16 protein-coding genes and 3 pseudogenes are annotated in these 23,673 nt (G+C 62.3%); 7 read left to right on the plus strand and 12 right to left on the minus strand.

The genetic code is table 11. The features are described from left to right. Window positions 1-44 precede the first annotated feature (44 nt). Both ABIE53_RS22325 and ABIE53_RS22330 read right to left on the minus strand, forming a co-directional pair. Window positions 45-2,852, minus strand: coding sequence for an MGH1-like glycoside hydrolase domain-containing protein (locus tag ABIE53_RS22325; RefSeq protein WP_192699558.1), 2,808 nt, complete (start codon window positions 2,850-2,852; stop codon window positions 45-47). A 51-nt stretch (window positions 2,853-2,903) separates the two neighbouring features. Further along, a complete protein-coding gene (locus ABIE53_RS22330; protein ID WP_192699557.1) occupies window positions 2,904-4,871 on the minus strand; it encodes an amylo-alpha-1,6-glucosidase in 1,968 nt (655 codons plus the stop codon). A 176-nt stretch (window positions 4,872-5,047) separates the two neighbouring features. On the opposite strand from ABIE53_RS22330, the gene ABIE53_RS22335 reads away from it, so the two are divergent. Together ABIE53_RS22335 and ABIE53_RS22340 are read left to right on the plus strand one after the other, a co-directional pair. Next, window positions 5,048-5,374, plus strand: coding sequence for a hypothetical protein (locus tag ABIE53_RS22335; protein ID WP_192699556.1), 327 nt, complete (start codon window positions 5,048-5,050; stop codon window positions 5,372-5,374). Between the two features lie 57 nt (window positions 5,375-5,431). Beyond that, window positions 5,432-7,583, plus strand: a pseudogene (locus ABIE53_RS22340) (phosphocholine-specific phospholipase C). A gap of 106 nt (window positions 7,584-7,689) precedes the next feature. Here ABIE53_RS22340 and ABIE53_RS22345 read toward each other — a convergent pair. Both ABIE53_RS22345 and ABIE53_RS22350 read right to left on the minus strand, forming a co-directional pair. Further along, window positions 7,690-8,806: pseudogene (locus ABIE53_RS22345) on the minus strand (succinylglutamate desuccinylase/aspartoacylase family protein). 40 nt (window positions 8,807-8,846) lie between these two features. Beyond that, window positions 8,847-9,617, minus strand: coding sequence for a transporter substrate-binding domain-containing protein (locus ABIE53_RS22350; RefSeq protein WP_192699553.1), 771 nt, complete (start codon window positions 9,615-9,617; stop codon window positions 8,847-8,849). A gap of 132 nt (window positions 9,618-9,749) precedes the next feature. On the opposite strand from ABIE53_RS22350, the gene ABIE53_RS22355 reads away from it, so the two are divergent. After that, window positions 9,750-10,670 (plus strand): LysR substrate-binding domain-containing protein, encoded by a 921-nt coding sequence (locus ABIE53_RS22355; RefSeq protein ID WP_192699552.1) that lies wholly within the window; start codon window positions 9,750-9,752, stop codon window positions 10,668-10,670. 135 nt (window positions 10,671-10,805) lie between these two features. After that, entirely contained in the window at window positions 10,806-11,654 is an 849-nt protein-coding gene (locus ABIE53_RS22360; protein ID WP_006047360.1) for an oxidoreductase, read from the plus strand. Here ABIE53_RS22360 and ABIE53_RS22365 read toward each other — a convergent pair. The 4 genes from ABIE53_RS22365 to ABIE53_RS22380 all read right to left on the minus strand — a co-directional run bounded on the left by ABIE53_RS22365 (window position 11,651) and on the right by ABIE53_RS22380 (window position 15,913). Continuing rightward, window positions 11,651-12,103, minus strand: a complete 453-nt coding sequence (locus ABIE53_RS22365) for a rubredoxin (RefSeq protein ID WP_192699551.1) — start codon at window positions 12,101-12,103, stop codon at window positions 11,651-11,653. The two genes, ABIE53_RS22360 and ABIE53_RS22365, sit on opposite strands and share 4 nt — an antisense overlap. Window positions 12,104-12,455: 352 nt before the next feature. Beyond that, complete coding sequence (locus ABIE53_RS22370; RefSeq protein ID WP_006047362.1) at window positions 12,456-13,664, minus strand: Rieske 2Fe-2S domain-containing protein; 1,209 nt, start codon at window positions 13,662-13,664, stop codon at window positions 12,456-12,458. Window positions 13,665-13,808: 144 nt separating this feature from the next. Continuing rightward, window positions 13,809-15,260, minus strand: a complete 1,452-nt coding sequence (locus ABIE53_RS22375; RefSeq protein WP_192699550.1) for a glycosyltransferase family 2 protein — start codon at window positions 15,258-15,260, stop codon at window positions 13,809-13,811. A gap of 53 nt (window positions 15,261-15,313) precedes the next feature. Further along, window positions 15,314-15,913: a cytochrome b gene (locus tag ABIE53_RS22380; RefSeq protein WP_192699549.1), complete on the minus strand. Its 600-nt coding sequence runs from the start codon at window positions 15,911-15,913 to the stop codon at window positions 15,314-15,316. Between the two features lie 348 nt (window positions 15,914-16,261). Here ABIE53_RS22380 and ABIE53_RS22385 point away from each other — a divergent pair, with 348 nt between their 5' ends. From ABIE53_RS22385 to ABIE53_RS22395, 3 genes are all read left to right on the plus strand, one after another. Continuing rightward, complete coding sequence (locus tag ABIE53_RS22385) at window positions 16,262-16,465, plus strand: DUF3562 domain-containing protein (RefSeq protein WP_006047365.1); 204 nt, start codon at window positions 16,262-16,264, stop codon at window positions 16,463-16,465. Window positions 16,466-16,619: 154 nt separating this feature from the next. Beyond that, window positions 16,620-17,723: an NAD(P)/FAD-dependent oxidoreductase gene (locus ABIE53_RS22390; RefSeq protein ID WP_192699548.1), complete on the plus strand. Its 1,104-nt coding sequence runs from the start codon at window positions 16,620-16,622 to the stop codon at window positions 17,721-17,723. A 150-nt stretch (window positions 17,724-17,873) separates the two neighbouring features. Then, window positions 17,874-18,335, plus strand: a complete 462-nt coding sequence (locus tag ABIE53_RS22395; protein WP_029967215.1) for a GNAT family N-acetyltransferase — start codon at window positions 17,874-17,876, stop codon at window positions 18,333-18,335. Window positions 18,336-18,453: 118 nt separating this feature from the next. On the opposite strand, the gene ABIE53_RS22400 is transcribed toward ABIE53_RS22395, so the two are convergent. The 4 genes and pseudogenes from ABIE53_RS22400 to ABIE53_RS22415 form a co-directional block, all read right to left on the minus strand. Continuing rightward, entirely contained in the window at window positions 18,454-19,857 is a 1,404-nt protein-coding gene (locus ABIE53_RS22400) for an MFS transporter (RefSeq protein WP_006047368.1), read from the minus strand. A 25-nt stretch (window positions 19,858-19,882) separates the two neighbouring features. After that, window positions 19,883-21,148 carry an NAD(P)/FAD-dependent oxidoreductase gene (locus tag ABIE53_RS22405; RefSeq protein ID WP_192699547.1) on the minus strand — a complete coding sequence of 422 codons (1,266 nt, stop codon included), beginning with the start codon at window positions 21,146-21,148 and terminating at the stop codon, window positions 19,883-19,885. Beyond that, window positions 21,141-22,107: pseudogene (locus ABIE53_RS22410) on the minus strand (VOC family protein). Before ABIE53_RS22410 ends, ABIE53_RS22405 begins: the two are co-directional and overlap by 8 nt. A gap of 27 nt (window positions 22,108-22,134) precedes the next feature. Continuing rightward, window positions 22,135-23,625, minus strand: a complete 1,491-nt coding sequence (locus tag ABIE53_RS22415) for an aldehyde dehydrogenase (RefSeq protein ID WP_192699900.1) — start codon at window positions 23,623-23,625, stop codon at window positions 22,135-22,137. Between the last annotated feature and the right edge of the window lie 48 nt (window positions 23,626-23,673).

Genomic DNA, 23,673 nt, shown 5'->3' on the forward strand with positions numbered 1-23,673 from the left:
AGAAGACCGCGCCCGCCCCCACACAGTTCAACAACGGTCACGCGCTATTTGACCGCACTGCTCGCCAGCGCGGAAACCGTCTCAGGTTCGACCGCAGGCTCCGTGGGCCGCGCCGGAGCCGACGGCGCTGCCGGAATCGGCGCGCGCCCAGGCTCGCCCGCAAGCGGCACGCTGCCCGATGCGGCCATCTCACGCGGTTGCAGCAGCAATGCGACAAGCCCGGTCCAACCGGTTTGATGCGAAGCGCCCACACCGCGCCCGTTGTCGCCGTGGAAGTATTCGTGGAACAGAATCAGATCGCTCGAACGCGGGTCCGCTTGCAGCAACGGGTACGCGCCCATGACCGGACGCTCGCCGTCACGGTTCTTGAGGAATAGCGTGGTCGCGCGGCGCGCGAGTTCATCGGCGATTTCGGACAGCGACAAGGTCTTTCCCGAGCCCGTCGGATATTCGACGCGGAATTCGTCGCCGTAATAGCGGTGAAATTCGTAGAGCGATTCGATCAACAGATAATTGACGGGCATCCACACCGGACCGCGCCAGTTCGAATTGCCGCCGAACACGCGCGTATCCGATTCAGCCGGCAGATATTTGACCGTGAAGCTATTGCCGTTGTGATCGAACACGAACGGATGATCGCGGTGGTATCGCGACAGTGCGCGCACGCCGTGATCGGAGAGAAACTCGCTTTCGTCGAGCGCGCGCCGCAACAGCGCTTTCATCCGGTGTCCGCGCAACACCGACAGCAACAATGCATTGCCCTTACCCGGCTCGTTCCAGCGCGAGACGAGTTTCGCGAGATCCGGCCGATGCTTGAGGAACCACACGAGCCGCTCGCGCAATCCGGGCAACTCGCCATGCAGGCGCTCTTCGAGTACATGCACCGCGAAAAGCGGAATGAGCCCGACGATCGAGCGCACGCGCATTGGAACACTGGTGCCGTCAGGCAGGCGCAGCTTGTCGTAGAAGAACTCGTCCTCGCTGTCCCATAGTCCGGTATCGCAGCCGTCGTCGCAACTCACGGCTTGCGCGATATACAGGAAGTGCTCGAAGAACTTTACGCCGATGTCGACAAACACATGGTTCGCATACGCAAGTTCCAGCGCGATACGCATGAGGTCGAGTGCATACGCGGCCATCCACGCGGTGCCGTCCGCCTGATCGATGTGGCCGCCCGTGGGCAGCGGCGACGAACGATCGAAGATGCCCACGTTGTCGAGCCCAAGAAAACCGCCCTGAAAAATGTTGTGACCGTCGGCGTCCTTGCGGTTCACCCACCACGAAAAGTTGAGCAGCAGCTTATGAAAAATGAGCTCCAGAAAATCGCGATCGGGCTTGCCGGTGAGCGCGCGGTCGATCTCGTACACGCGCCACGCGGCCCACGCGTGAACCGGCGGATTCGCGTCGCCTAGCGCCCACTCGTAAGCGGGCAGTTGTCCATTCGGATGCTGATAGCGGTCTTTCACCAGCAGCAGCAATTGACGTTTCGCGAAGGCCGGATCGATCAACGCAAACGCCGCCGCATGAAACGCGAGATCCCACGACGCGTACCACGGGTACTCCCACTTGTCGGGCATCGACACGATGTCCGCATTGCACAGGTGCATCCAGTCCGCGTTGCGTCCACGTTTGCGCGCGGCCGCCGGTTGAGGCTGCAACGGATCGCCTTCGATCCAGCGATGCACGTCGTACCGGTAGTACTGCTTCGACCACAGCATGCCCGCGAGCGCCTGGCGCTGCACGAGACGCGCGTCCGGATCGTTCATGTCGCGTTGCAGCGCGCGGTAGAATTCGTCGGCTTCGGCGATACGCTTTGCAAAGAGCGCGTCGGCGTCGAACGGCACTTCGTCGGGCGTCGCCTCGGGACGCCAGCGCATATACACGACCGCGCGCCCATGCGGACCGAGTTCGATTGGCGCATGCGCGCCCGCCTTCGTGCCGCGGTCGCGGCGCACCGCGTGCTGATCGCCATGCACGAGGTAATCGTTGAAGCCGTCCTTGAACGGACCCTCGCCTTCCATATTGAAGAGGCGCTTTACGTTCGTGTCGTTCTCGCAGAATAGCCACGCGATTTGCGGCGCGTCCTTTGACCACGCGGTGACGACAATCGGTTCATGCCCATGCTGATGGCCGATCAACTGCGCGCGGCCGTCGTGGTCCGTGCCTGCTGCAAGCGACGGCTTGTCCGTGTTCGGTTTCCACGACCACGAATTGCGCGCCCAGATTTGCGGCAGTACATCGAGCGATGCGGGTTCGTCCGCGCGATTCTCGATTGTGACGCGCATCACGATGTCGTCGGGCGCGTGCTTCGCGTATTCGACCTGAACGTCGAAGTAACACAAGTCGTCGAACACGCCGGTATCGAGAATTTCGTACTCCGGCATGTCGCCGCCGCGCCGCGCGTTTTCCTCGATCAGATCCTGATACGGATAAGCCGCGTGCGGGTACTTGTAGAGCATGCGCATGTACGAATGCGTCGGCGTGCCGTCGAGATAGAAGTACAGCTCCTTCACGTCCTCGCCGTGATTGCCCTGCGCGTTCGTGACACCGAAGAGCCGCTCTTTCAGGATCGGGTCTTTGCGATTCCACAGCGCAAGCGACACGCACCAGCTCAGCGTGTCGTCGCCGAAACCGGCAATGCCGTCCTCGCCCCAACGGTATGCGCGGCTGCGCGCATGGTCGTGCGGAAAGTAGTCCCACGCAGTGCCGTCCGCGCTGTAATCCTCGCGCACGGTGCCCCATTGACGCTCGCTGAGGTAAGGGCCCCAGCGCTGCCAGTGGGCACAATCCGCCGAATGCAGACGTGAACCTTCAACAGTGGCGAACAGATTCGCAGCGCGCAGCGGTGGCATGACAGCTTCCTTGCGTCGGGCTTGGCGGTGGGACACACATCGTAGCGCGGTTTACGCGATGTGGCGATCCAACCCGGCAAGCAAATGCTCGACGCGCAGCAATTCGCCGAGCGACCACGCCTGCCACGGCGTGCCGGCGGGCGCGTGCGGCAAATCGCCGTCGGCGATTTCGGAAAGGTGATCGAGCCCCGCGTGATCGAGATGCGCGTACAGCGGATCGAGAAAACGCGTTCGAGCTTCGCGGCGCGTTTCGTCGGTGTTGCCACGCACGCGCAGCCACGCTTCGACGAATGGACCGAGCAGCCACGGCCACGCCGTTCCCTGATGATAGGCGCCGTCGCGTTCGTACGGCGCGCCGCTGTAGCGGCCGCGATAAGCCGGGTCCGACGGCGCGAGCGTGCGCAAGCCGAGCGGTGTCAGCAATTGCGCTTCGACCTGATCGACCACGGCGCGCGCCGCCGCGCCTTCGAGCAACGCGAACGGCAGCCCGCCGACCGCGAAAATCTGATTGGGACGAATCGCGCGGTCCACTGTGCCGCTGACATGATCCACGTCGATGTTATCGAAAAGCGCCTGTGTCGACGGGTCGACGAAACGCTCGCGGAACGCCTGCCATGCGCGGTCGGCCGGTTGTTGCCATTGCGCATTCCACGTTGCTGCAATGCGCAATGCGTTGATCCACAGCGCCTGCACTTCGACCGGCTTGCCGATGCGCGGCGTCACCACCCGGTCGCCGACCTTCGCGTCCATCCACGTGAGCTGCATGCCTGCGACGCCCGCGCACAGCAAACCGTCTTCCGCCGATGCCTTGATGTTAAAGCGCGTGCCTTGCGTGTAGCCCGCGAGGATCGCGTCGGCGGCGGCCTGGAGACGCGCCCTGGTTGCCGCGCCCGCGTGATCCGTCGACAGATAGTCGTGCACGGCGACGATGAACCACAGCGACGCATCGACGGAGTTGTATTCGGGCGTGTCGCCGTAATCAGGGAAACGATTGGGCAGCATGCCCTCGGACAACGTGCCCGCCCATTCGAGCAGGATCGCCTCGGCGGCATCCAGACGGCCCGACGCGATCAGCAAGCCGCGCATCGCGATGAACGTGTCGCGGCCCCAATCGGTGAACCACGGGAAGCCCGCGAGTATCGTGCGGCCCTCGTTACGCTGGACGACGTAGGCGTCGGCGGAACGTTGCAGACGCGAGCCTAATGCTTCGCGGCGTTGTTGTTCGGTTTCGGCGAGGGTTTCTGCGTGGCGCGATGCGGTTACGTGTGTTTGTGTCGCATCCGATGCGCTGAGAATCATGACCGCTTGCTCATTCGCGAGATTGAAGCTGAATACGCCGGGCGTCGCGAGGTCTTCGCTGAAATCCAGCCCGCGCTCGCGCTCGCGAACGTAGCAGAAGTTGCGATACCAGTCCGGCGCGTGCGCGTAGCTGCCATTCGTCGCGGCATGAATGCGCGGCAGATCGCCGTAGGGTTGCCAGCTTACGTTGCGCGCGTCGTCGCTGATTTGCGCGCCAAAGTTGAACGCCGCGTTCTCGTGATGCAGCGCGTGATAGTCGCGGCCGGACAGCAACGGCCTGACCTTCAGCGTAAGCGCGCCTGTTGGCGTCGCCGCCTGCGGGCGTTCCCATTGCCAGCGCAATACCGTTTCGCACGTCGCCTTGCTGACGAACACTTCGGCCGTGATGACGATCTGCGCATTGAACTCGAAGCGCCATGTCGGCCACGGCTCCGTGGCGAACTCGAGCAGATTCGCGCTCGCATCGGGATACAGCAGGTCGGGCACGTAGCGCTGCATGCTGAGCGGATAGCGCTCGCCGTCCGCTTCGAGCCAGGCTTCGACACCGTTGACCAGCACGACGCGTCCACCTGGCGCGCGCGTGGCCGCCAGCAGCAATGCGTGATAGCGGCGCGTGCGCTCGGTGCCCACGGTCCCCGACGCGAAGCCGCCGAAGCCGTCTGCCTCGAGCCATTCGTCTTCGAGCCGCGGCATGTCGAAAGGTCGTTCAATGCGTGTCATGGCGTGAGTGATCTTGCGATGGAAGGCATTAGCGTGTCCATTCTCCTACTTATCACTTTCCGGTTCCTTTCGAAGAACTCACAAACGCGAGTCATTTTTCCCACTCGCAAACGTTTCACAATTATTTCTTGAAAGGGTTGGAGACTGCATCCGCCTTCACAAAACCGGATGCCGACATGAGAAGAGACAAACGCCTCGTGAGTGCCTTTTTCGTTGCGCTCGCAACGTGCGCATTAACGTGTGCATTAAGCGGCTGCGGCGCGGATGACTCCGCATCGGCCAATGCGTCTTCTTCATCGAATGTTGATGCTTCGCTCGATGCGCCATCTTCCGCGGCATTGTCCGCAGCCGCTATTCCGAATGCATCGTCGGCGCTCGCCGCGAATCCCGCTCTCGCATCCGACGCCATCACGCAGAACGTGCAAGCCAGCCTCGCCGCCGACAGCCAGCAAGTCGCGCCCGTCATGCGTTATGCACCGGGCGACAGCGCGAACAGCAACTGACCGATTCCACTGGCGCGCGTGGCGCGCTATTCTTCCCCCCGCAGAAGGTGATATTCCATGACATCAAATAGCCGTCGCCGTTTCCTGCAGACCGTGGCTTCGTCCGCCGGCGCTGCCGCTGCGCTTACCGCGCTGCCCGAGTCGATTCGCAATGCGTTGGCCGTTCCCGCGTTTTCGCGCACGGGCACGATTCACGATGTCGAGCACATCGTCGTGTTCATGCAGGAAAACCGTTCGTTCGACCACTACTTCGGCCATATGCGCGGCGTGCGCGGCTACAACGACCGCTTCCCGATTCCGCTGCCGAACGGCAAGCCGGTCTGGTATCAGCCGTCGAAGGGCGGACCCCACGAAGCCTGTGCTGCCCTTCCATCTGGATACGTCGACCACAAGCGCGCAATGCGTGGGCGACCTCGATCATAGCTGGTACAAGACGCATGCCGCGATAGACGGCGGCCGCTACGACCAGTGGCCCGCGACCAAGACCGACATGACGATGGGCTATCACCTGCGCAGCGACATTCCGTTCCACTATGCGCTCGCCGATGCGTTCACGATCTGCGACGCGTATTTCTGCTCGATGCCCGGGCCGACGCATCCGAACCGCTCGTATCTGATGAGCGGCACGGTCGACCCGACGGCCAAGTTCGGCGGACCGCTGCTCGACAACAACGACTGGGTGGACGGCGACGGCCCGCCGAACTATCAGTTGCTTTCGTGGACCACGTACCCCGAGCGCCTGCAAGCCGCCGGCATTTCGTGGCAGATCTATCAGCAGGGTCTGACCGGCGCCGATCCGCTGAACGGCAACTACGGCACCAACATCCTGCAGAACTTCAGCAACTTCATCAACGCGCAGCCTGGCTCGCCGTTGTATGAGCGCGCCCAAACCGTACGCACCATCGACGATCTGAAGGCCGACGTGCTCGCGAACAAGCTGCCGCAAGTGTCGTGGCTGTGCCCGCCCGCCGCGTACTCGGAGCATCCGAAATACACGCCGGCGTATGGCGCCGAATATACGTCGCAGATTCTGGATGCGTTGACGTCGAACCCCGAGGTGTGGAGCAAGACCGTGCTCTTCATCATGTACGACGAGAACGACGGCTTCTTCGATCACCTCGTGCCGCCGCAACCGGCAACCACGGCCGCGCAAGGCAAGTCGACGGTCAGCACGGAAGGCGAAATTCACAACGTGGTCAATCCGGGACGCGGCGGCAGCTATACCGCCGATGGCCTGCCCTACGGCCTCGGCCCGCGCGTGCCGATGACGATCGTCTCGCCGTGGAGCAAGGGCGGCTTTGTGTGCTCGCAGGTGTTCGATCACACGTCGGTGATTCGCTTCATCGAAACGCGCTTTGGCGTGTATGAGCCGAACATCACCGCATGGCGTCGCGCGGTGTGCGGCGACCTGACGACAGCGTTCGATTTCCGCACGCCCGACTCGCGCATTCCGCCGCTGCCCGACACGAGCAACTACAAGACCATTGCCGACAACCAGTGCGCGACGCAGCCGAAACCGACCGTGCCCGCGACGCCCGGCTCAATCGATCCGCAGGAAAGCGGCATTCGTTTCGCGCGCGCCTTGCCGTATGAATTGCATGTGAACGGCCACGCGGACGGGAAGCAGAACGCGTTCGAAATTTCATTCGGCAATACCGGCGACCAGGGCGCGCATTTCTATGTGTACGCGACGAATCGCACGGACGGTCCGTGGCGTTACACCGTTGAAGCGGGCAAGTCGCTCAGCGAGTCGTTCGATCTGACATCGACGAACGGCGTCTACGCTTTTCAGGTGTTCGGTCCGAATGGTTTCGTGCGCAAATTCGCGGGCAATGTCGGGAGCAATGCGCAGGCGGAGCAGCTTGCCGGCGGTCATCACAATGGCAAACCGGCGGAGCCCGAAGTGAAGGTGCAATACGATGTCGCGAACGGCAACGTGTTCCTCAAGTTCAGCAACAAGGGCGGCAGCTTCGCGCGTTTGACGGTGACGGATAACGCGTATGGCGCACGTCCGCGTCCGGTGATCGTGCCGCCAGGCGCGCATGTCGAAGAGGCGTGGGTGCTGGCAGCGAGCCATCACTGGTATGACTTGACGATAACCAGTAACGACGACGACAGCTTCTCGCGCCGCGTTGCGGGTCATGTGGAGAATGGGCGGCCGAGTATTAGCGATCCGGCTGCGATTGCGCCGGTGTTGGTGGCAAGTTAAGGCGGGTTAGGTTGAGGCTGCGGTTGCGGTTGCGCGTGCGTGGTGTCGGCGCGTCTGGCCGCAGCCTCTGTTGGTTGCAAGCAGAGTTCACACGAAGCTGCTGTCATCACGCCCCCAACAACACCCCCGTCCGAAACGCCCGCGTCCCCGTCACACGCCCCAGCGGCGCGCCCGCCGTCACAAACCGAATCGCGCGACGCATGTAAAACACGCCTTCCGTATTGCTCGTCAACGTAGTGGTTTCGTCCGTCAGCGGATCGACGATATCGAACAACGGTTGACCAACGCGAATCGTCTCGCCGATCTTCGCGCGATGCACGAGAATGCCGCTCACGGGCGCATAGAACTGCTCGCTTCCGGCGAGCGGCGTCGCAGGAGTCAGCAACGGCGGCAGCGGCTTCGCTTCCAGCCGAATCGCCTTGCGCCACATGAGATAGTCGACGATCGCATCGGCGTCGTGCTGTGCCGCTTCGTATGAAACGTCGCGCTGGCCGCGGCATTCGACAGTCACTGCAATCGTGCCGGTAGGCACCGGCTTGTCGGCGGGCATATGTTGCTGCAACTCCCACCACAGCAGGCTATGCGTTTCGTCGAAGGCCTCGCCGCCCGAGTTCGTCGCCAGCAGCGACGCCTCTGCGCCAAGATAGCGCGCGAACGGTTCGACTTGAGGCCACGCCGCCTCGCTCGTGTAGAGATGCATCGCGGCCTCGAGCGAACAATGCAGATCGATCACGACGTCTGCATCGAACGAGAGCTTTAGCATCGCCAATTGCAATGACTCCAACTCGGTCATCGGCTTTTGCGCGGCCAGTTCGTCGGCAATCAGACGACGAACGATCCGCACGTTTTCGGCGGCATCCGAACCTAGTGCTTCGCGCGCTTGTGCGACAAGTTTCGTCAGCCGCAGAAAATGCCGGTTGAAGTTCTTGCCGCTTGCAAGGTCGAAGCGCCCGATAAATTGTCCGAGTACGTATTGCCCGAGTCCGACGGGATTAGCCACGGGCACCAGCACGATCTCCGCATTGAGCGCGCCCTGCTTTTCAAGTTCGATCAAACGACGCTTCAATAGAAGCGTGGTCAGCATCGCTGGCGTTTCGTCGGCATGCAGCGACGACTGGATATAAATCTTTTTCCCCGTTACCTGGCGCGCCGAAGTGAAACGATACGAGTTCGCGCTGCGTGCCGATTGCCGGCGAAATGAGCGGATGCGATTGCCTGTTCATGAGAGACGAGCGTGGAGTTAAAGAGCGGAACGCGCGGGCATCAATTGCCGTACGGGTCGAAGTCGAAGTACTTTTTCGCGATCTGCGCATAGGTGCCGTCTTTCAACATCGCGGCAATCGCGGCGTTCATCGACGCCTGCACTGCCGTCTCGTCCTTGCGCAAGCCGATGCCCGTGCCGCGATCGCCCATCGAAAGCGGTTCGCCGACAAACGCAAAGCCCTTGCCGGACGGCGTGCGCAGAAAGCCAAAGTCCGCTTCCACGGAACCAAGCAACGCGCCGTCGAGGCGTCCATTCTGCAAGTCGGCGAACACCTCCTCCTGGCTCTTGTACGCGACGACATGCGCGCCGAGCGGCGTCCAGTTCTTCAACGCATAACCTTCGAACTGCGTGCCCGATTGCACGCCGATCTGTTTGCCTGAGAGCGCCTGCAAGCCCGCGGCGAGCGGCGAGCCTTGCCGCGCGATCAGCCGCGATTTGAACTGAAAGAGCTTCGACGTAAATAGAATCTGCTGCTCGCGTTTCTGCGTGATCGCCATCGACGAAAGAATCGCGTCGATCTTGCGTGCCTGCAGCGCGGGAATCATCCCCGAAAATTCGAGCTCGACCCATTGGCAACGCGCTTTAATGCGGCGGCAAATTTCATTGCCGAGGTCGACGTCGAAGCCTTTGAGGCTGCCGTCGGGCGACTTTGAATCCATCGGCGGATAGCTTGGGTCGATGCCGAGGCGCAGCGTGTCGGACTCGGCGGCAAACGCGCCGCTGCTGAGGGCCAGCGCGGCGCTTACGATCATCATCAGAGGCAGTTTCATGGGAGCGGAAGTTGTCGAGGTGGACGGAACACGGCGAGCCCATCGTATGCCGCTGCGCCGCTTCATAGAAGTCAGCTTCGGACTATCATGATCACCTTTGCCGATCGCTGGCAGTGAACCACGGACGCTCCAATGGCGTTGACGATCTCTCAACTGCGCGCCTTCAAGGCCGTCGCCGAACATGGCAGCTTGCGCGCGGCCTCGCGTGCACTCGGCGTCGCGCAAAGCGGCATCACGCAGCAGTTACAGAACCTCGAATCGATGTTGGGCGCGACGCTTTTCATCCGCACGAATCGCGGCATCGCACTGACCGCGCTCGGCCAGCGGCTGTTGCAGCGAGCGGGCGCGATTATCGGCGAATGCGAGCGCGCCGAGCAGGAGGTGCAGCAATTGCGCGGCGACTACGCGGGCGAGGTCACGTTCGGCATGACGACCGAGCCGTTAGTCGATGCATTGGCGCCCGTGCTGATGCAGTTCCGCACGCGCTTCGAGCGAGTGGCGCTGCATCTGCGCACCGGCACATCGCGCATGATGATTTCGTGGATTCGTGAAGGCACGCTCGACTTCGCAGTCGCGCTGGTGTCGAAGCACACGGATACCGCTGATCTTTCCGTCGTGCCGCTTTATCGCTCCGATCCAGTGATCGTCTGCCGCAAGGGTCATCCGAAGGCGCAGGCTCGCTCGCTTGCCGAACTCGTCGATTGCACATGGATCGCCACGCGCTCGCCGAATCTCACCGACGATCCGCAAGTCAATCGGCTGAATCATCTGTTCGAAAGTCATGGTTTGCCGCCGCCGAAAATCGTCGCGACCGTCGAAGGTTTGTACGAGACGCTGCATCTCGTGGGCGCGACGGATTGCCTGTCGCTGGAGTCGTCGATTGTCGCAACACAGGGCGCGTTTGCCGGCGCGCTGACCACGATCGAGGTCCGCGAGCGCGCGATCGAGCAAACCGTCTGCCTGTTGCAACGCGCCGCCATTCCGCTCACGCCCGCCGCGCAGGAACTCGCCACGATGATCGCGTCATACACGCGCACCGTGCGGGCGCGTTGATGGAGGCGCTGCAAGCAGGCTTGCCGCGCTGCGACTAGAATCAAAGCCCCCTTCTTCGCGCGAACAACTTTCGAGGCGTCAGTAAAAAGAAAGGCGCGAGGCTATGTCGCAGACCATCAACAGGAGTTTTCCCACATGATGAATCGAGACAATCCCGTCTGGCTGATCACCGGCTGTTCGACCGGCTTTGGCCGCGAACTCGCGAAGCTGGTGCTCGAGCGCGGCTGGCGCGCCGTGGTCACGGCACGCGATGCATCGAAAGTAAAAGACATTGCCGAGCCGCACGGCGAGCGCGCGCTCGTTCTGCCGCTCGACGTGACGAACCGCGCGCAGATCGCGGAGGTCGTCGCACAGGCAAAGCAGCGTTTTGGCCGCATCGACGCGCTCGTGAATAACGCCGGCTACGGCTATCTGGCGGCAATCGAAGAAGGCGAAGACGCGGAAGTGCGGGCGATGTTCGAGACCAACGTGTTCGGTCTCGTCGACATCACAAAGGCCGTGTTGCCGGTCATGCGCGAGCAGCGTAGCGGTCTGATCGTCAACGTATCGTCGATTGGCGGGCTCGCGAGTTTCGCGGCGACCGGCTATTACCACGCGACGAAATATGCGGTGGAAGGCTTGTCGGAAACGCTCGCAGCCGAGGTCAAGCCGCTCGGCATCGACGTGCTGATCGTGGAGCCCGGTCCGTTCCGCACCAATTGGGCGGGTGCGTCGATGAAGCAATCGGCCACCGTCATCGACGACTACGCGGCCACCGCCGGCGAGCGGCGCAAGCAGACGGAAGCGCGCAGCGGCAACCAGGCGGGCGATCCGGTGCGCGCGGCGCAAGCGATTATCGACGCCGCGCTATCGGACAAGCCGCCTCTGCGTTTGCTGCTCGGCAAGACCGCGCTCGAACTCGCGCGCAAGAAGCTCGACTTCATGCGCGGCGATTTCGATGCGTGGGAAGCGACCACCGTGGGCGCCGATTACCCGGACGCCTAGAACTCGACGAGCGCGAAGTCTTCCTTGCCCACGTCGCACAGCGGGCAACGCCAGTCGGCGGGAACGTCGGCCCAGCGTGTGCCCGGCGCGATGCCTTCTTCGGGCAAGCCGGCGGCTTCGTCGTAAATCCAGCCGCAGATCACGCAGACCCACTGCTTGAAGTCGTCGGCGGAAGCGGGGTTGGCGGCGTTGGCGGCGTTGGTGGCATTCGCCGACGGCGAATCCGGCGCGCTTTGCTGCTGTGAAGCCGGCGTCTCGTCCAGGCTGACGACAAGCGGCGCCTCCGTGCTCGCGCCGCTTACGCTGCTCGCTGCGAGGCGCGCCTGCAGGCTGTCGAGCAGGCGTTGCGCTTCGTCTTGCGTGAGGTCGATCCAGTACGGATCGCCTGCGCCGTCGTTGAGCCGTTCGGGGGAAAACTGGATCTCCAGCGCTACGCCCTTCTTGTACATGACGGCGTTACACGACCAGATTCAGCACGATGGCCGCGATAAGCGCAGTGCCGCCGATCAGGCCAAGCAATTGAAGCAGAGTGAGGGATTTGCGCGATGCGGTAGGGAGTTGTTGCGTGGTCACGAGACGGTCTTCGGAAATCGGAAAAAGCGAAATGGTACACGGGTCGCGCGGCGGCGCATGCCGATTTGCGCAAACCCGTGTGTGATGTTGGGCAAGCGGTGGCTCGCCTGATTCGCGAGCAGTTGCCATTATCGCAGCGCGAACGCGCCGGATTATTTACGGGGCGGAGATGAACTCATTCGCGGGCAGGCGCAAAGCCGCCCGCGGTAGGCCGCCCCGCGCTTCCGCTCAGCTTTTCGCCAGCGGGCTGCCGTGACGCGAGTCCCAGAAGCGGATCACTTCGGTATCCCCGGTGCCCGCGCCGACCACCTGATCCGGCGAGCCGCATTCGCGCAGCAGCGCGCGCAGGTCGTTGATAACCGGAAACACCTCGTGATTCCAGTCCGCGCCCTGCGAATCGTGCGCGCGTTGCTCTGCCTCGACGATTTCGCGGTCTTCCTTGAAGATGCGCTCGGTGAACCACACCAGCAGCGGCCACGCGAGATTCAGTGCGCCAGGAATGCCCGGCTTGCGAATCGACAGCAGCCCGAATGTGCGATTGGTGCGCTGCTCGCGATCGAGCGGCACATAGACGATCCACAGATCCATCACGAGCGTCTTCTCCGACGTGCGAATCTGCAGCGTCTGATACGGATACTCGGTGCGGATCGTCATCACGTCCTTGTCGTTGTCGCCGCCCGTTTTACGGCTCTGGCCGAATACGATAGCCTCGCCGATCGGCTGCTGGCCGGCCATGCGCGCAAACGTATAGTCGACCTCGACCCAGCCTTCGCCGCGCCGCCGCCCGAGCGAACGCGCGCGCATCTGGCCCATTTGCCGGCGATGCAAAAACTGATGGTTCATGTCCATCAGATTCTCGTGCATGAACGAGTAGTGGCAATTGACCGGACGGCCGAAGCGCCGCGTCTTGTACTTCTTGTCCGACACGGAGCCGAGCGTGGGCAGCGGCCGAACCTCGGCCATTGCCGGGTCGCCGGGGAATACGAAGATCAGTCCTTCCACTTCGCGGCACGGATACGAGCGCACGCCGTTCGGCAAACGCTCGCGCCCGAGATAGGGCACGTCGATGCATTTGCCCGAGCAGTCGTAAGTCCAGCCGTGGTAACCGCAACGAATCGATTCGCCATCGACCACGCCCTGGTGCAACGGCACCTGCCGATGCGCGCAGCGGTCTTCGAGCGCGAACACTTTGCCGGACTCGGTGCGCGCGAGCACGATCGGATCGCCCGCGAACGTCACCCCATGCGTCTTGCCGCGCTTCACCTCATGTGACCACGCGAGCGGATACCAGTAGTCCGGGTGAATCCCGACGCGGCGCAGGTCGCGAACCGGCGCGTCGTTGGCGGCCTGGCCCTGTGTGGGAGCGGCTTTTGGCGATGCCGCATGCGTTGGCGACGCCTCGACGGTGTTTTGTTCGAGCGGGGGAACAGCATGCATAGTGTGGAGCCTCCGTGCACGTGCGGATAGAGTAGGAGGCCGCGCGTGGCGGCCGTTATCGCCGTCAGTCTACTCGAACCGGGCGGAGCCTGGGGCGGGCGGGACATCGCGCCGCGCCCGGCGGCCGGGTGCTCGGGGGTGTCGCTACGCGTCGTCGCGGGCTATCAGGCCGGTGCGGCGCTGCACGCCCCACGAGCGTCCGCCGCGCAAAAAATGCAGCCAGCCGAGCGCCGCGCCCAGGTGCCGCAGCAACTGGAAAGTGAACGGCTCCGCGATTGCCGCGAGCATCGCCATCCCCATGCCGGCACGGCTGCGCGTGCCGGTCCAGCGTCGGTAAAGATGGATGCTCCACAGGTAAAAGGCGAGATCGATCGCCGTTTTGACGCCGATCACGCCGAAGATCGAGGCGACGATCGCGCCGTGCCCGCCCAGCAAAAAAGCGAGCAGCAATCCGAACGCAGTCAGGCCGTAGATGGGCTGCATCGTGTCGAGCGCCTTGACGGGCAGCATCAGCATGCCGAGCATTCCATAGCGCGGATTGCCGGTCATGTCGCGATTCCAGTACTGCGTTTGCAGGAAGCCCGCGAACCAGCGGCGGCGCTGGCGCAGGAAACTGGCGAGGTTGTCGGGCGCATCCGTGTGCGCATGCGCGTTGCCGATCACACGCACGTCCCAGCCGAGGCCGTGATCGACGGAATGACGGCGCAGCCGGTGAATCAGCTCGTAGTCTTCGACCAGACACTGCGGATCGAAACCGCCGACGTCCAGCAGCGCCTCGCGTTTGAACGATGCGAACGCGCCCGACACGAGCAGCAGACTGTCGGCGCGCATCCACGCAAAACGCGCGATGAAATTGCGCATGTATTCGTAGGTCTGGAACCATTGCAGCACGCGGCCCGACGCCGATTTGCCGCACACCGGCACCAGAATGCCGGCCGCGGCGACGAGCTTCGCGTCGTTCGCAAAAGCGGCGCGCATCGCGTAGGTGGCGTCGTCATCGAGCAGCGTGTCGGCGTCGACGGTCATCACGGTTTTCGTTGTCATCAACGTGATGGCGGCGTTTAGCGCGCGCGCCTTGCCGCCGTGCGGCATGCGCAGCCAGAAGAGGTTCGGATGCAGCGCGCTCGGTGCGCTCAGCGTGCCCTCGGCAGGCGCGGTGAGACCGAAGCGTTCGGTAAGGAGCGAGTGCGTTTGATCGGTCGAGCCGTCGTCGGCAATGACGATTTGAGCCGGGCCGTGCACCTGCCGCAGCAGCGCCGCGATCGTGACCGGCAGCACGGCCGCCTCGTTATGCGAGGCGACGATCACGCCCATGTCCGGCAGAGCGCGCCGATCGTAATCGGGCTCGAGCGGCGGCACACGGCGCATCAACGGCAAGCTTTTCCAGGTGACGAACGCGAGCAGCAACGTGTCGTAGATCACGTAGGCGATACCCGTCGACCACGCAACCACGCCGTGCAGAAAGAATGCACGCGCAAACAACAGCAGCCATGCAGCGACGACGGCCGTATGAATCAGCGTGCTCAACCACGTCGTGCCGCGCGGCACGATGCGGGGCGATGCAAGCGCGAACGCCTGTTCCAGGGTCTTTTTCAAAATTGCTAAGCGTCGATGGTTGCTGCCGTTTCAGAAAATGAGCGATGCGGTTGTCACGGCACCATGCGCCTCAGAACCGATTTGCGATCGATCCACTCGTGCTTCAGCGCGCCGCCGATATGCATGGCGAGCAACGCGTACAGCGCATAGCCGAGCCACGTATGCAATGCGCCGAAGCGGTCATGCAGCGTCTCCTTCAACGCGGGCTCGAGGTTCATCACGTAGCCGATGCGCGGCCAGGGAAACAGATCGAAGAGCCGCATGGGATGCGTGGCCGCGTCCTTCCATGCCGAGTCGTGCAGCCAGCCCGAGAGCGGCAGCGCGATCATCAGGAAATAGAGAACGAAGTGCGCGACATGCGCGGCCACTTTTTCCCACGACGGAAATTCGCGCGGCAACGGCGGCGGCTTGTGCGATACGCGCCACAAGATCCGCATTAGCGCGAGGCCCAGTACCGTGATGCCGATGGACTTGTGCGTATTGATCACCGGACGCACCCAGTCGTCGGGCAACGAGTCCGCGCTCAAGGCCAGCACCACGTTGCCGATGATCAGCAACGCGATGAGCCAGTGCAGCGCGATCGCCGTGCGCGTGTATCGCGGGGCCGCCAAAGCGTGGGTCTGGTTGGCCAGACGTTGAGTGTGCGTATTCATGAGTGATGTGATCGGCGAGAGAATCGTTGCAATGTCTTTGTAATGGCGCGTTCAGCGTGTTCAGCGTGTTCAGCGGCTTAAGCGACGCACTATTCACGGACAAGAACTGCTGAGTGTGCCGTTTTATTCCATGACGTGCTTAATGATGTGTTTCGGTTTATTTCACGTCGGCAGGCGTCGGCGAGTTTGCGCTAGACCCGAGAACTTCGTGGCGCAAAAAAAATATCTCTGTGGCGTGCAACCCGCGATAGCCCAATTCAATTGGCATCGGCGGAAATCGCATCCTCTAATAAAAGCCCTGTGTTTGGCTGCATTCGCCTATCGACCGTCGCTTAACCGGAGACATCAATGTCGCAACCCGAGCCAAATGTGGAAGAAGTGGTGAGAAGCATCGCGGAAGAGACCGATACGCCGACCGAGACGGTCTCGAAGATGTACGCGGACACGTTGGCCGACTATCGCCATCAAGCCAAAGTGCAGGACTACGTGCCGCTCTTCGCGGCGAGGAAAGTGCGCGACAAGCTTCGCGACGCGTCACATCGCAAGCATTGAATATCGCGGCGCGTGTGTCATGCGATTCGTCGGTTGATTTAGCCTGATACATGCGGCGATATACGCCGCCGATACCCGCGCCATTGCACGTAAAACACCGCTTATTTTTTCCCGCTGCTAGACTGAACTCCGTTCAACCGACCGGGGGATTGGCATGCGTGTGGCAATCGTTGGCGCGGGAATCGCCGGGCTGAGCACGGCATGGTCGCTCACCAAACTGGGGCATGACGTCACGCTGATCGAGCAGGGCTCGATCCCGAATCCGCTCGCCGCATCGGGCGACCGGCATCGCATGATTCGCCGGGCATATGGCGAAGCCGACGGCTATGCGCAAGCCATCGCCGAAGCGTTCGATAGTTGGGACATGCTATGGGACGATCTCGGCGTTTCGCACTATGCAAATTGCGGGGTGCTCGGTATTTCGCAGTTTGCCGGCGATGGCGCCGAGCGGTTCCGCATCGGTCTTGACCGCATGGGCTTCGAGTACGAACGGCTTGATCCGCGCGAGGCCGCCCAGCGTTACCCGTTTCTCGATGCCGCTACGTTTCGCTACGCCTACTTTGATCGCGACGGCGGCACGCTTTTCAGCGAGCGCATTGCGCATGATCTGAAAGCGTGGCTCCGCATGCGCGGCGTCGACATTCGCATGCACACGAAGGCCGTGGCGATCGATCCGCAGAACGCGAGCGTGCGCATCGAAAGCGGCGCGACGGTTCACGCGGACCGGCTCGTGGTGACGGCCGGCGCCTGGACGCTGCGGCTCTTTCCGTCGCTCGCCGAGAACCTCTCGATCTATCGCAACGCCGTTGCTTATCTGACGCCGCCCGCCGATCTCGACGATGCGTGGTCGAACGCGCCGGCAATCGTCGACATCGGCGGTTCGAGCGACGGCTATGTATTGCCGCCCAGCGACGGTATTGGTCTGAAGTTCGGTGCGCGTGCATTCAAACGGTCGGTGCCGGATGCGGAAAGCGACCGCATCGCCGGGCCCGACGAAGGCGACCGCTTGCGACGGCTCTTTGCGCCGCCGCTTAGCCGCATCGATGAATACACGGTCACGGAGGTGAAGACCTGCGCGTACACGTTCACCGCAGATGAGCGGTTCTTTTCGAAGCGCATCGGCAAGACGCTCGTCGTGTCGGCGTGCTCGGGGCACGGCTACAAATTCGGCGCGGCCGTGGGCCAGCGAGTCGCGCATGCGCTCGAAACCGATGACGACGCCACGCTCGTTCAGTGGCTTAGAGCGGAAACGGTGTGAGGACGTTATGAGCGACGTTGTGAGCGACGGCGCTTGATCTTGCGCTGACTGAGTGCATGGTTCCAAATTCTGCGCATGCGCTGGAGCTAACAATCGCGGCTCGATTTTCTTATGCTGACGGTTTGCGTCGATATAACAAAGGAGCCGCGCATGTCCGACACGATTCAGATCCGCCCCGTCAAACACGACGATTTCAATGCATGGCTGCCGCTATGGGACGCATATAACGCGTTCTACGGCCGCTCCGGCGAGACTGCATTGCCGCGTGAAATCACGCAACTCACGTGGGGCCGCTTTTTCGATGTGTACGAGCCGATGCATGCGATGGTCGCCGAACGCAATGGCCAGTTGGTCGGCATCGTGCACTTTCTGTATCACCGGCACACGACGCTCGCGGGACCGATTTGTTATTTGCAGGATCTGTACACGTTGGAATCCGAGCGCGGCAAAGGCGTGGGGCGCGCGTTGATCGAGGCAGTGTATGCGCGCGCGAAAGCAGACGGTTCGCAGCGCGTGTATTGGCAAACGCACGAGACGAATCACACGGCGATGAAGTTGTATGACGCGGTGGCGGATAAGTCGGGGTTTGTGGTTTATCGGAAGCAGGTGTGAGCAACGCCCCGCTGCTTTAGACATTCACGCGGCTCGCCCCAAAACAAAAAGCGCACCACCCAGTGCGCTTTTCATCCCTGCAATTACGGCACCAAATCACCGCCCACCTAACCGGCCCTCAAGCCTCCAACTGCTCGAGCACCTTGCCCTTGGTTTCAATCCCGAGAAAATGCACCGCCACCGCCGCAAGAAACGGCACAGCCGCGAGAATATAAAACGCGATCTGTAAATTACCGCCGATCATCGTCTTCGACACAATCGCCGGCGCGAAAATCGCCGCCACTTTCAGCCATGCGCCGCCGACGCCGCAACCCATCGCGCGAATGCTCGTCGGGTACAACTCCGGCGTGTATACATAAGCCGTGATGAAGCCGCATGCAAGAAAGCCCAAGGACAACGCACAGCACGTCGCCACCACATACACCGACGAATCGTGCAACACGCCCGCCATCAGCAGCGAAACTGCGCACGCCAGAAACGACAGATTAATGATCGGCTTACGCCCCACCTTGTCCACCAGCAGCGCGCAAGTCAGCGACCCCACCACGCCCAGCACCGAAGCCGCCACCGCAAGGTTCAACGCCAGTTGCAACGGCGCGTGATAGATCGTGCGATAGATGGTCGGCAGCCACGTCGAAAGACCATACTGAATGAAGCCGCATGTGATCCACAGCATCGCAACGGCCAGCGTTCGCTTCAAATACGCCGGACCAAACAGATCGCCCATGCGGCGCTTCGGATGACGATTCGCCATCGCTTCAAATTCGGCCGAATGCACGACCGGCGGCAACGGACCCTTCGCGGCGCGTTCAAACGCATGGACTGCTGCATCGGCATCGGCCATGCGTTCGCGTTCGGCGAGCCAGCGCGGCGACTCGGGCACGAGCTTGCGCAACACGAAGAACAGAATCAACGGCATGCCGCCGATAAAATACATCGCCTGCCAGCCGAAACGCGGCACGATCCACGCGCCGAGCGCATTTGAAGCCAGCAGCCCAACCGGAAAAACAATTTCATACAACAGCACGAAACGACCACGCCCATGCGCACGGCTAATCTCGTTGATGTAAGTCGCGGCAACCGGCAATTCGCCGCCGAGTCCCAAGCCCTGAATCACGCGCAACACGACAAATGCCGCGAACGTCGGCGCAAATCCGCACGCAATGCTCGTGACACCGATAATCCCCGAGCTCAGCGCAATCGCTCGAACGCGCCCATGACGCTCGGCATACCACGGGAACACGAACGCGCCGATCAGTTGCCCGACCGACCCCGAGCCGATCAGAAAGCCGATTTCCCACGGCGTCAGATGCCACTTCGCGATCAGCACCGGCAGCGTGGCCGCAATCGCGATCACGTCGAAGCCGTCGAAGAACGTGGCGAGCCCGATCAGAATCCGCGCGCGCACCTGCATCGCGTTCTTCGGCAGTCGCTCGAGCCGCGCGATGATCGAGCCTCTCGTGACAGGGCCCGAAACGCCTGCGGCGCTGCGGTCTCCAATGGTGTTGTCGATGGTTCTCATGCCGTGGTGCCGTCCGTAGATGTGGTTAGGCAAGCGCCGTTGAGGCGTCGGTCAGTGTGGCAAGGTCGATGGTCCGGCCTTGATTCATCCACTTGCGCGAGAGCTTCAGTTCGCGCGGAGTGTTGATGGCGATCACGCCGCGAATCGCGCCGTCTTCCAGATGAAAAAGCGTCGCGCGCTTGCCCGGCAAATCGCCGCGTATCGCGAGTTGCGCATCGGCGGGAATGTCGCCGAGAATCTGCAGATTGACGTCGTATTGATCGGACCAGAACCACGGAATGTCCGCGTATGGTTCGAACTTGCCGAGCAACGCCTTGGCCGCGCCAATCGCCTGGTTCTGCGCATTGGCCCACGATTCGAGACGCACGCGCCGCTTCAGCCACGCGCTCGGATGATTCGCCACGTCGCCGCAAGCGAAGATGCGCGGGTCGTCGGTCGCGCCGAAATGATCGACCACGATGCCGTCTTCCACCTTCACGCCCGCCGCTTCGGCCAACGCCGTGTGCGGCGCGAGACCGATGCCGGCGACCGCGAAATCGGCGTCCAAAGTCGAGCCGTCGGCGAAGGTTGCACGAATGCGATTCACGTCGTTCGGATGATCTTCGAGCTTCGTGAGCGCGGCTTTGAGGCGCACGTCCACGCCATTTGCACGATGCAGGTCGAGCAGGAAGTCGGAGACCATCGGCGGCAATGAACGGGCGCATAGACGCGGCGCGCCTTCCACCACGGTTGCATCCACGCCGAGCTTGCGCGCGGTCGCGGCCACTTCGAGACCGATCCAGCCGCCGCCCACCACGAGCACACGCTTGCTCGCACGCAGCCGTTCGCCGAGCGCAACGGCTTCATCGAGCGTGCGCAGATAAGTCACGTGCGAGGTCTTTACCAGCGCATCCGGCAAGCGACGCGCCGCGCCGCCCGTCGCGATCACGAGGCGGTCGTATTGCACTTCACGTCCCGCTTGCGTGCGAACAACACGCTTCTCGCGATCAATCGACGTCGCGCAATCCGGCTGCCACGCTTCGATCTTCAGCGCGTCGAAATCGTCGGGCTTCACGAGACGCACGGTGTCGATAGTTGCTTCGCCGGAAAGCACGGCCTTCGAAAGCGGCGGACGTTCGTACGGCAAATGCACTTCGTCGGCGATCATCACGAGGCGGCCGTCGTAGCCTTCCTTGCGCAGCGTCTTCACGACCCAGCCTGCCGCCTGGCCGCCGCCGATCACGACAATCGTGCGCGGCGTTTCGAGCTCGGCATGCGCGGCTCGCGCCTTTTCAGTAGCAGCGTCAGTCATTTTTGCGCTCCGTCATGAACTTGCCTTCCGGCGCCTTCGCGTTTTTCTGCCGACGCGTATTGCCGTCGATGCCGCCGTCGATCGCCCATTCGGCGAACACGGTCGGGCCCGGTTCGAAATCGCGCGGCTGCCATTCGGGCGTGAGTTGGTCTTCGTCGGCGTAGTACTCGATCAGGCCGCCGGCGGGATTCTGGAAGTACCAGAAGTACGCCGACGAAACCGGATGACGTCCCGGCCCGAGTTGCGTATCCCAACCGCAGCGGCTGATGTGCATGCCGCCGCCGAACACTTCATGGATGTCGCGAACGGTGAACGCGACGTGATTCAGACCGCGCTTGCCGTTCGGCAACGCGAGCAGAAAAATGTCGTGATGGCCGCCGTGCGGCGCGCAGCGCATGAATGCACCGCGGCCCGGATAACGGTCCGACATTTCGAAGCCGAGCAGTTCCTGGTAGAACTTTTCCTGTTCGGCCAGCCTGTTCGTGAAGAACACGACATGACCCACTTCGACGGGTTCGGCGCGCTCGTAAATCGGCGACGGCTGATCCACGCGCAGCGTTTGGCCCCCACACGTTCGAAGGCGAGCCGTGAATATCGAGCGCACGTTTGCGCGTCACTTCAACGCGAATCGCCATGCCGTTGGGATCAATGCAGCCGACTGCATCTTCGGTTTCGAAATGGCCCGGCTGACCCGCAAAGCGTCCGCGCAATTCGTCGAGTTCCGCTTGAGTCGCAACGCCCCACGTGACTTCGCGCAGCGTCGGACCTTCTTCAAATGCGGGCGGCAGCGACGGATCGTTGGCATCGACGGCGAGAACCGTGCAGCCGTTGAGCGTTTCGAAGCGCGCATGGGTTTCGTCGTGCGCGACTTCCTTCAAGCCCCAGTCCGCGAAAAAGCGTCGACAGGTAGCGAGATCCGTCACGCCGTAGATAATCTGTTCAATGCCGAGAATCGTCATAACCTGCCTCTTGCGTATCGTGTGTCTTCAGTCAGCCCACGCCAGCGGCGCGTCGTTCAAGCCCCAGTAGAGGCTCTTCTGCTGCATGTATTCGCGGATGCCGAGCCGGCCTTTCTCGCGTCCCATGCCGCTCTCTTTCCAGCCGCTAAATGGCGTCGAGATCGAGAACAGCTTGTAGGTGTTGATCCAGATCGTGCCGGCTTCCAGCGCGCGGGCGATCCGGTAAGCACGCTTGTAATCGCGCGTCCAGATGCCGGCGGCGAGGCCGAACACACTGTTGTTGGCTTCTTTGAGCAGCGACGCTTCGTCGTCGAACGGCATCGCGACCAGCACGGGGCCGAAGATTTCTTCCTGGCAGACGCGTGCGTCGTTGGTGAGACCTTCGAGAATCGTCGGCTGAAAATAGGTGCCTTGTTCGCGACCATCGCCGACCGGACGCTCGCCGCCGCACAGCAGGCGTCCACCTTCTTCAAGACCGAGCGCGACATAACGCTCGACCGTTTCGCGATGCGCCTGCGTGATCAGCGGACCCATCTGCGTTTCCACGCGCGACGGATCGCCGACGCGCAACTTGCGCGCGCCTTCTACCAGACGCTTCATGAACGCATCATAGATAGAGCGCTGCACGAACAGACGCGAGCCCGCGATGCACGCCTCGCCCGACGAGCTGAAAATGCCGTACAGCACGCCGTTCACCGCGTGATCGAGATCGGCGTCGTCGAAAACAATGGTCGGCGATTTGCCGCCGAGTTCAAGCGAAACCGGCATCAGCTTGTCCGCTGCAATGCGCGCGATGCCTCGGCCTACTTCGGTGCCGCCGGTGAACGACACTTTCTTCACGAGCGGATGACGCACGAGCACGTCGCCGATCACCGAGCCCTTGCCCGGCAATACGCTGATCACGCCCTTCGGCACGCCCGCTTCCTCGCAGATGCGCGCGAGCGCCAGCGACGTCAACGGCGTCACTTCCGCGGGCTTCAACACGACGGCGTTGCCGCCTGCTAATGCGGGCGCGAGCTTTTGCGCGTCGGATGCAATCGGCGAATTCCACGGCGTAATTGCAGCGATCACGCCGATGGGTTCATACACGCTCATCGTCAGATAATCGCCGCGCGAAGGCGTGACTTCTTCGTCGAGCGTTTCGAGGCACGCCGCGAAATAGCGGAACGTGTTGGCCGCGCTTGCCACGAGCACGCGCGTCTCACCAATCGGCTTGCCGTTGTCGCGACGCTGCAATTGCGCAAGCGCTTCGTGACGCGCCATGATCAGATCGGCGATGCGATATAGAATCAGCGCGCGTTGATGCGGCTTCAAACCGGACCAGTCCGCGCGACGCCATGCGATGTCCGCGGCTTCCACGGCTTCGCGGGCGTCGTCGGCGTTCGCCGTGGAGATTTCCATGTTGACCGACTGGTCCGCCGGATACAGGCTTTTATACGGGTTGCCGCGCCCTTGCCGCCATTCGCCGCCGATAAAAATATCGCCGGTCGGCACAAGGCTGGTATCGAAGTGGGTCATGTCGGTCATTCCGGTTTGCTTCAGCTATTCAACTATTCGGCCAAGGTC

Origin of the sequence: Paraburkholderia sp. OAS925 (genome assembly GCF_040543975.1) — a bacterium.
GTDB lineage: Bacteria > Pseudomonadota > Gammaproteobacteria > Burkholderiales > Burkholderiaceae > Paraburkholderia > Paraburkholderia graminis.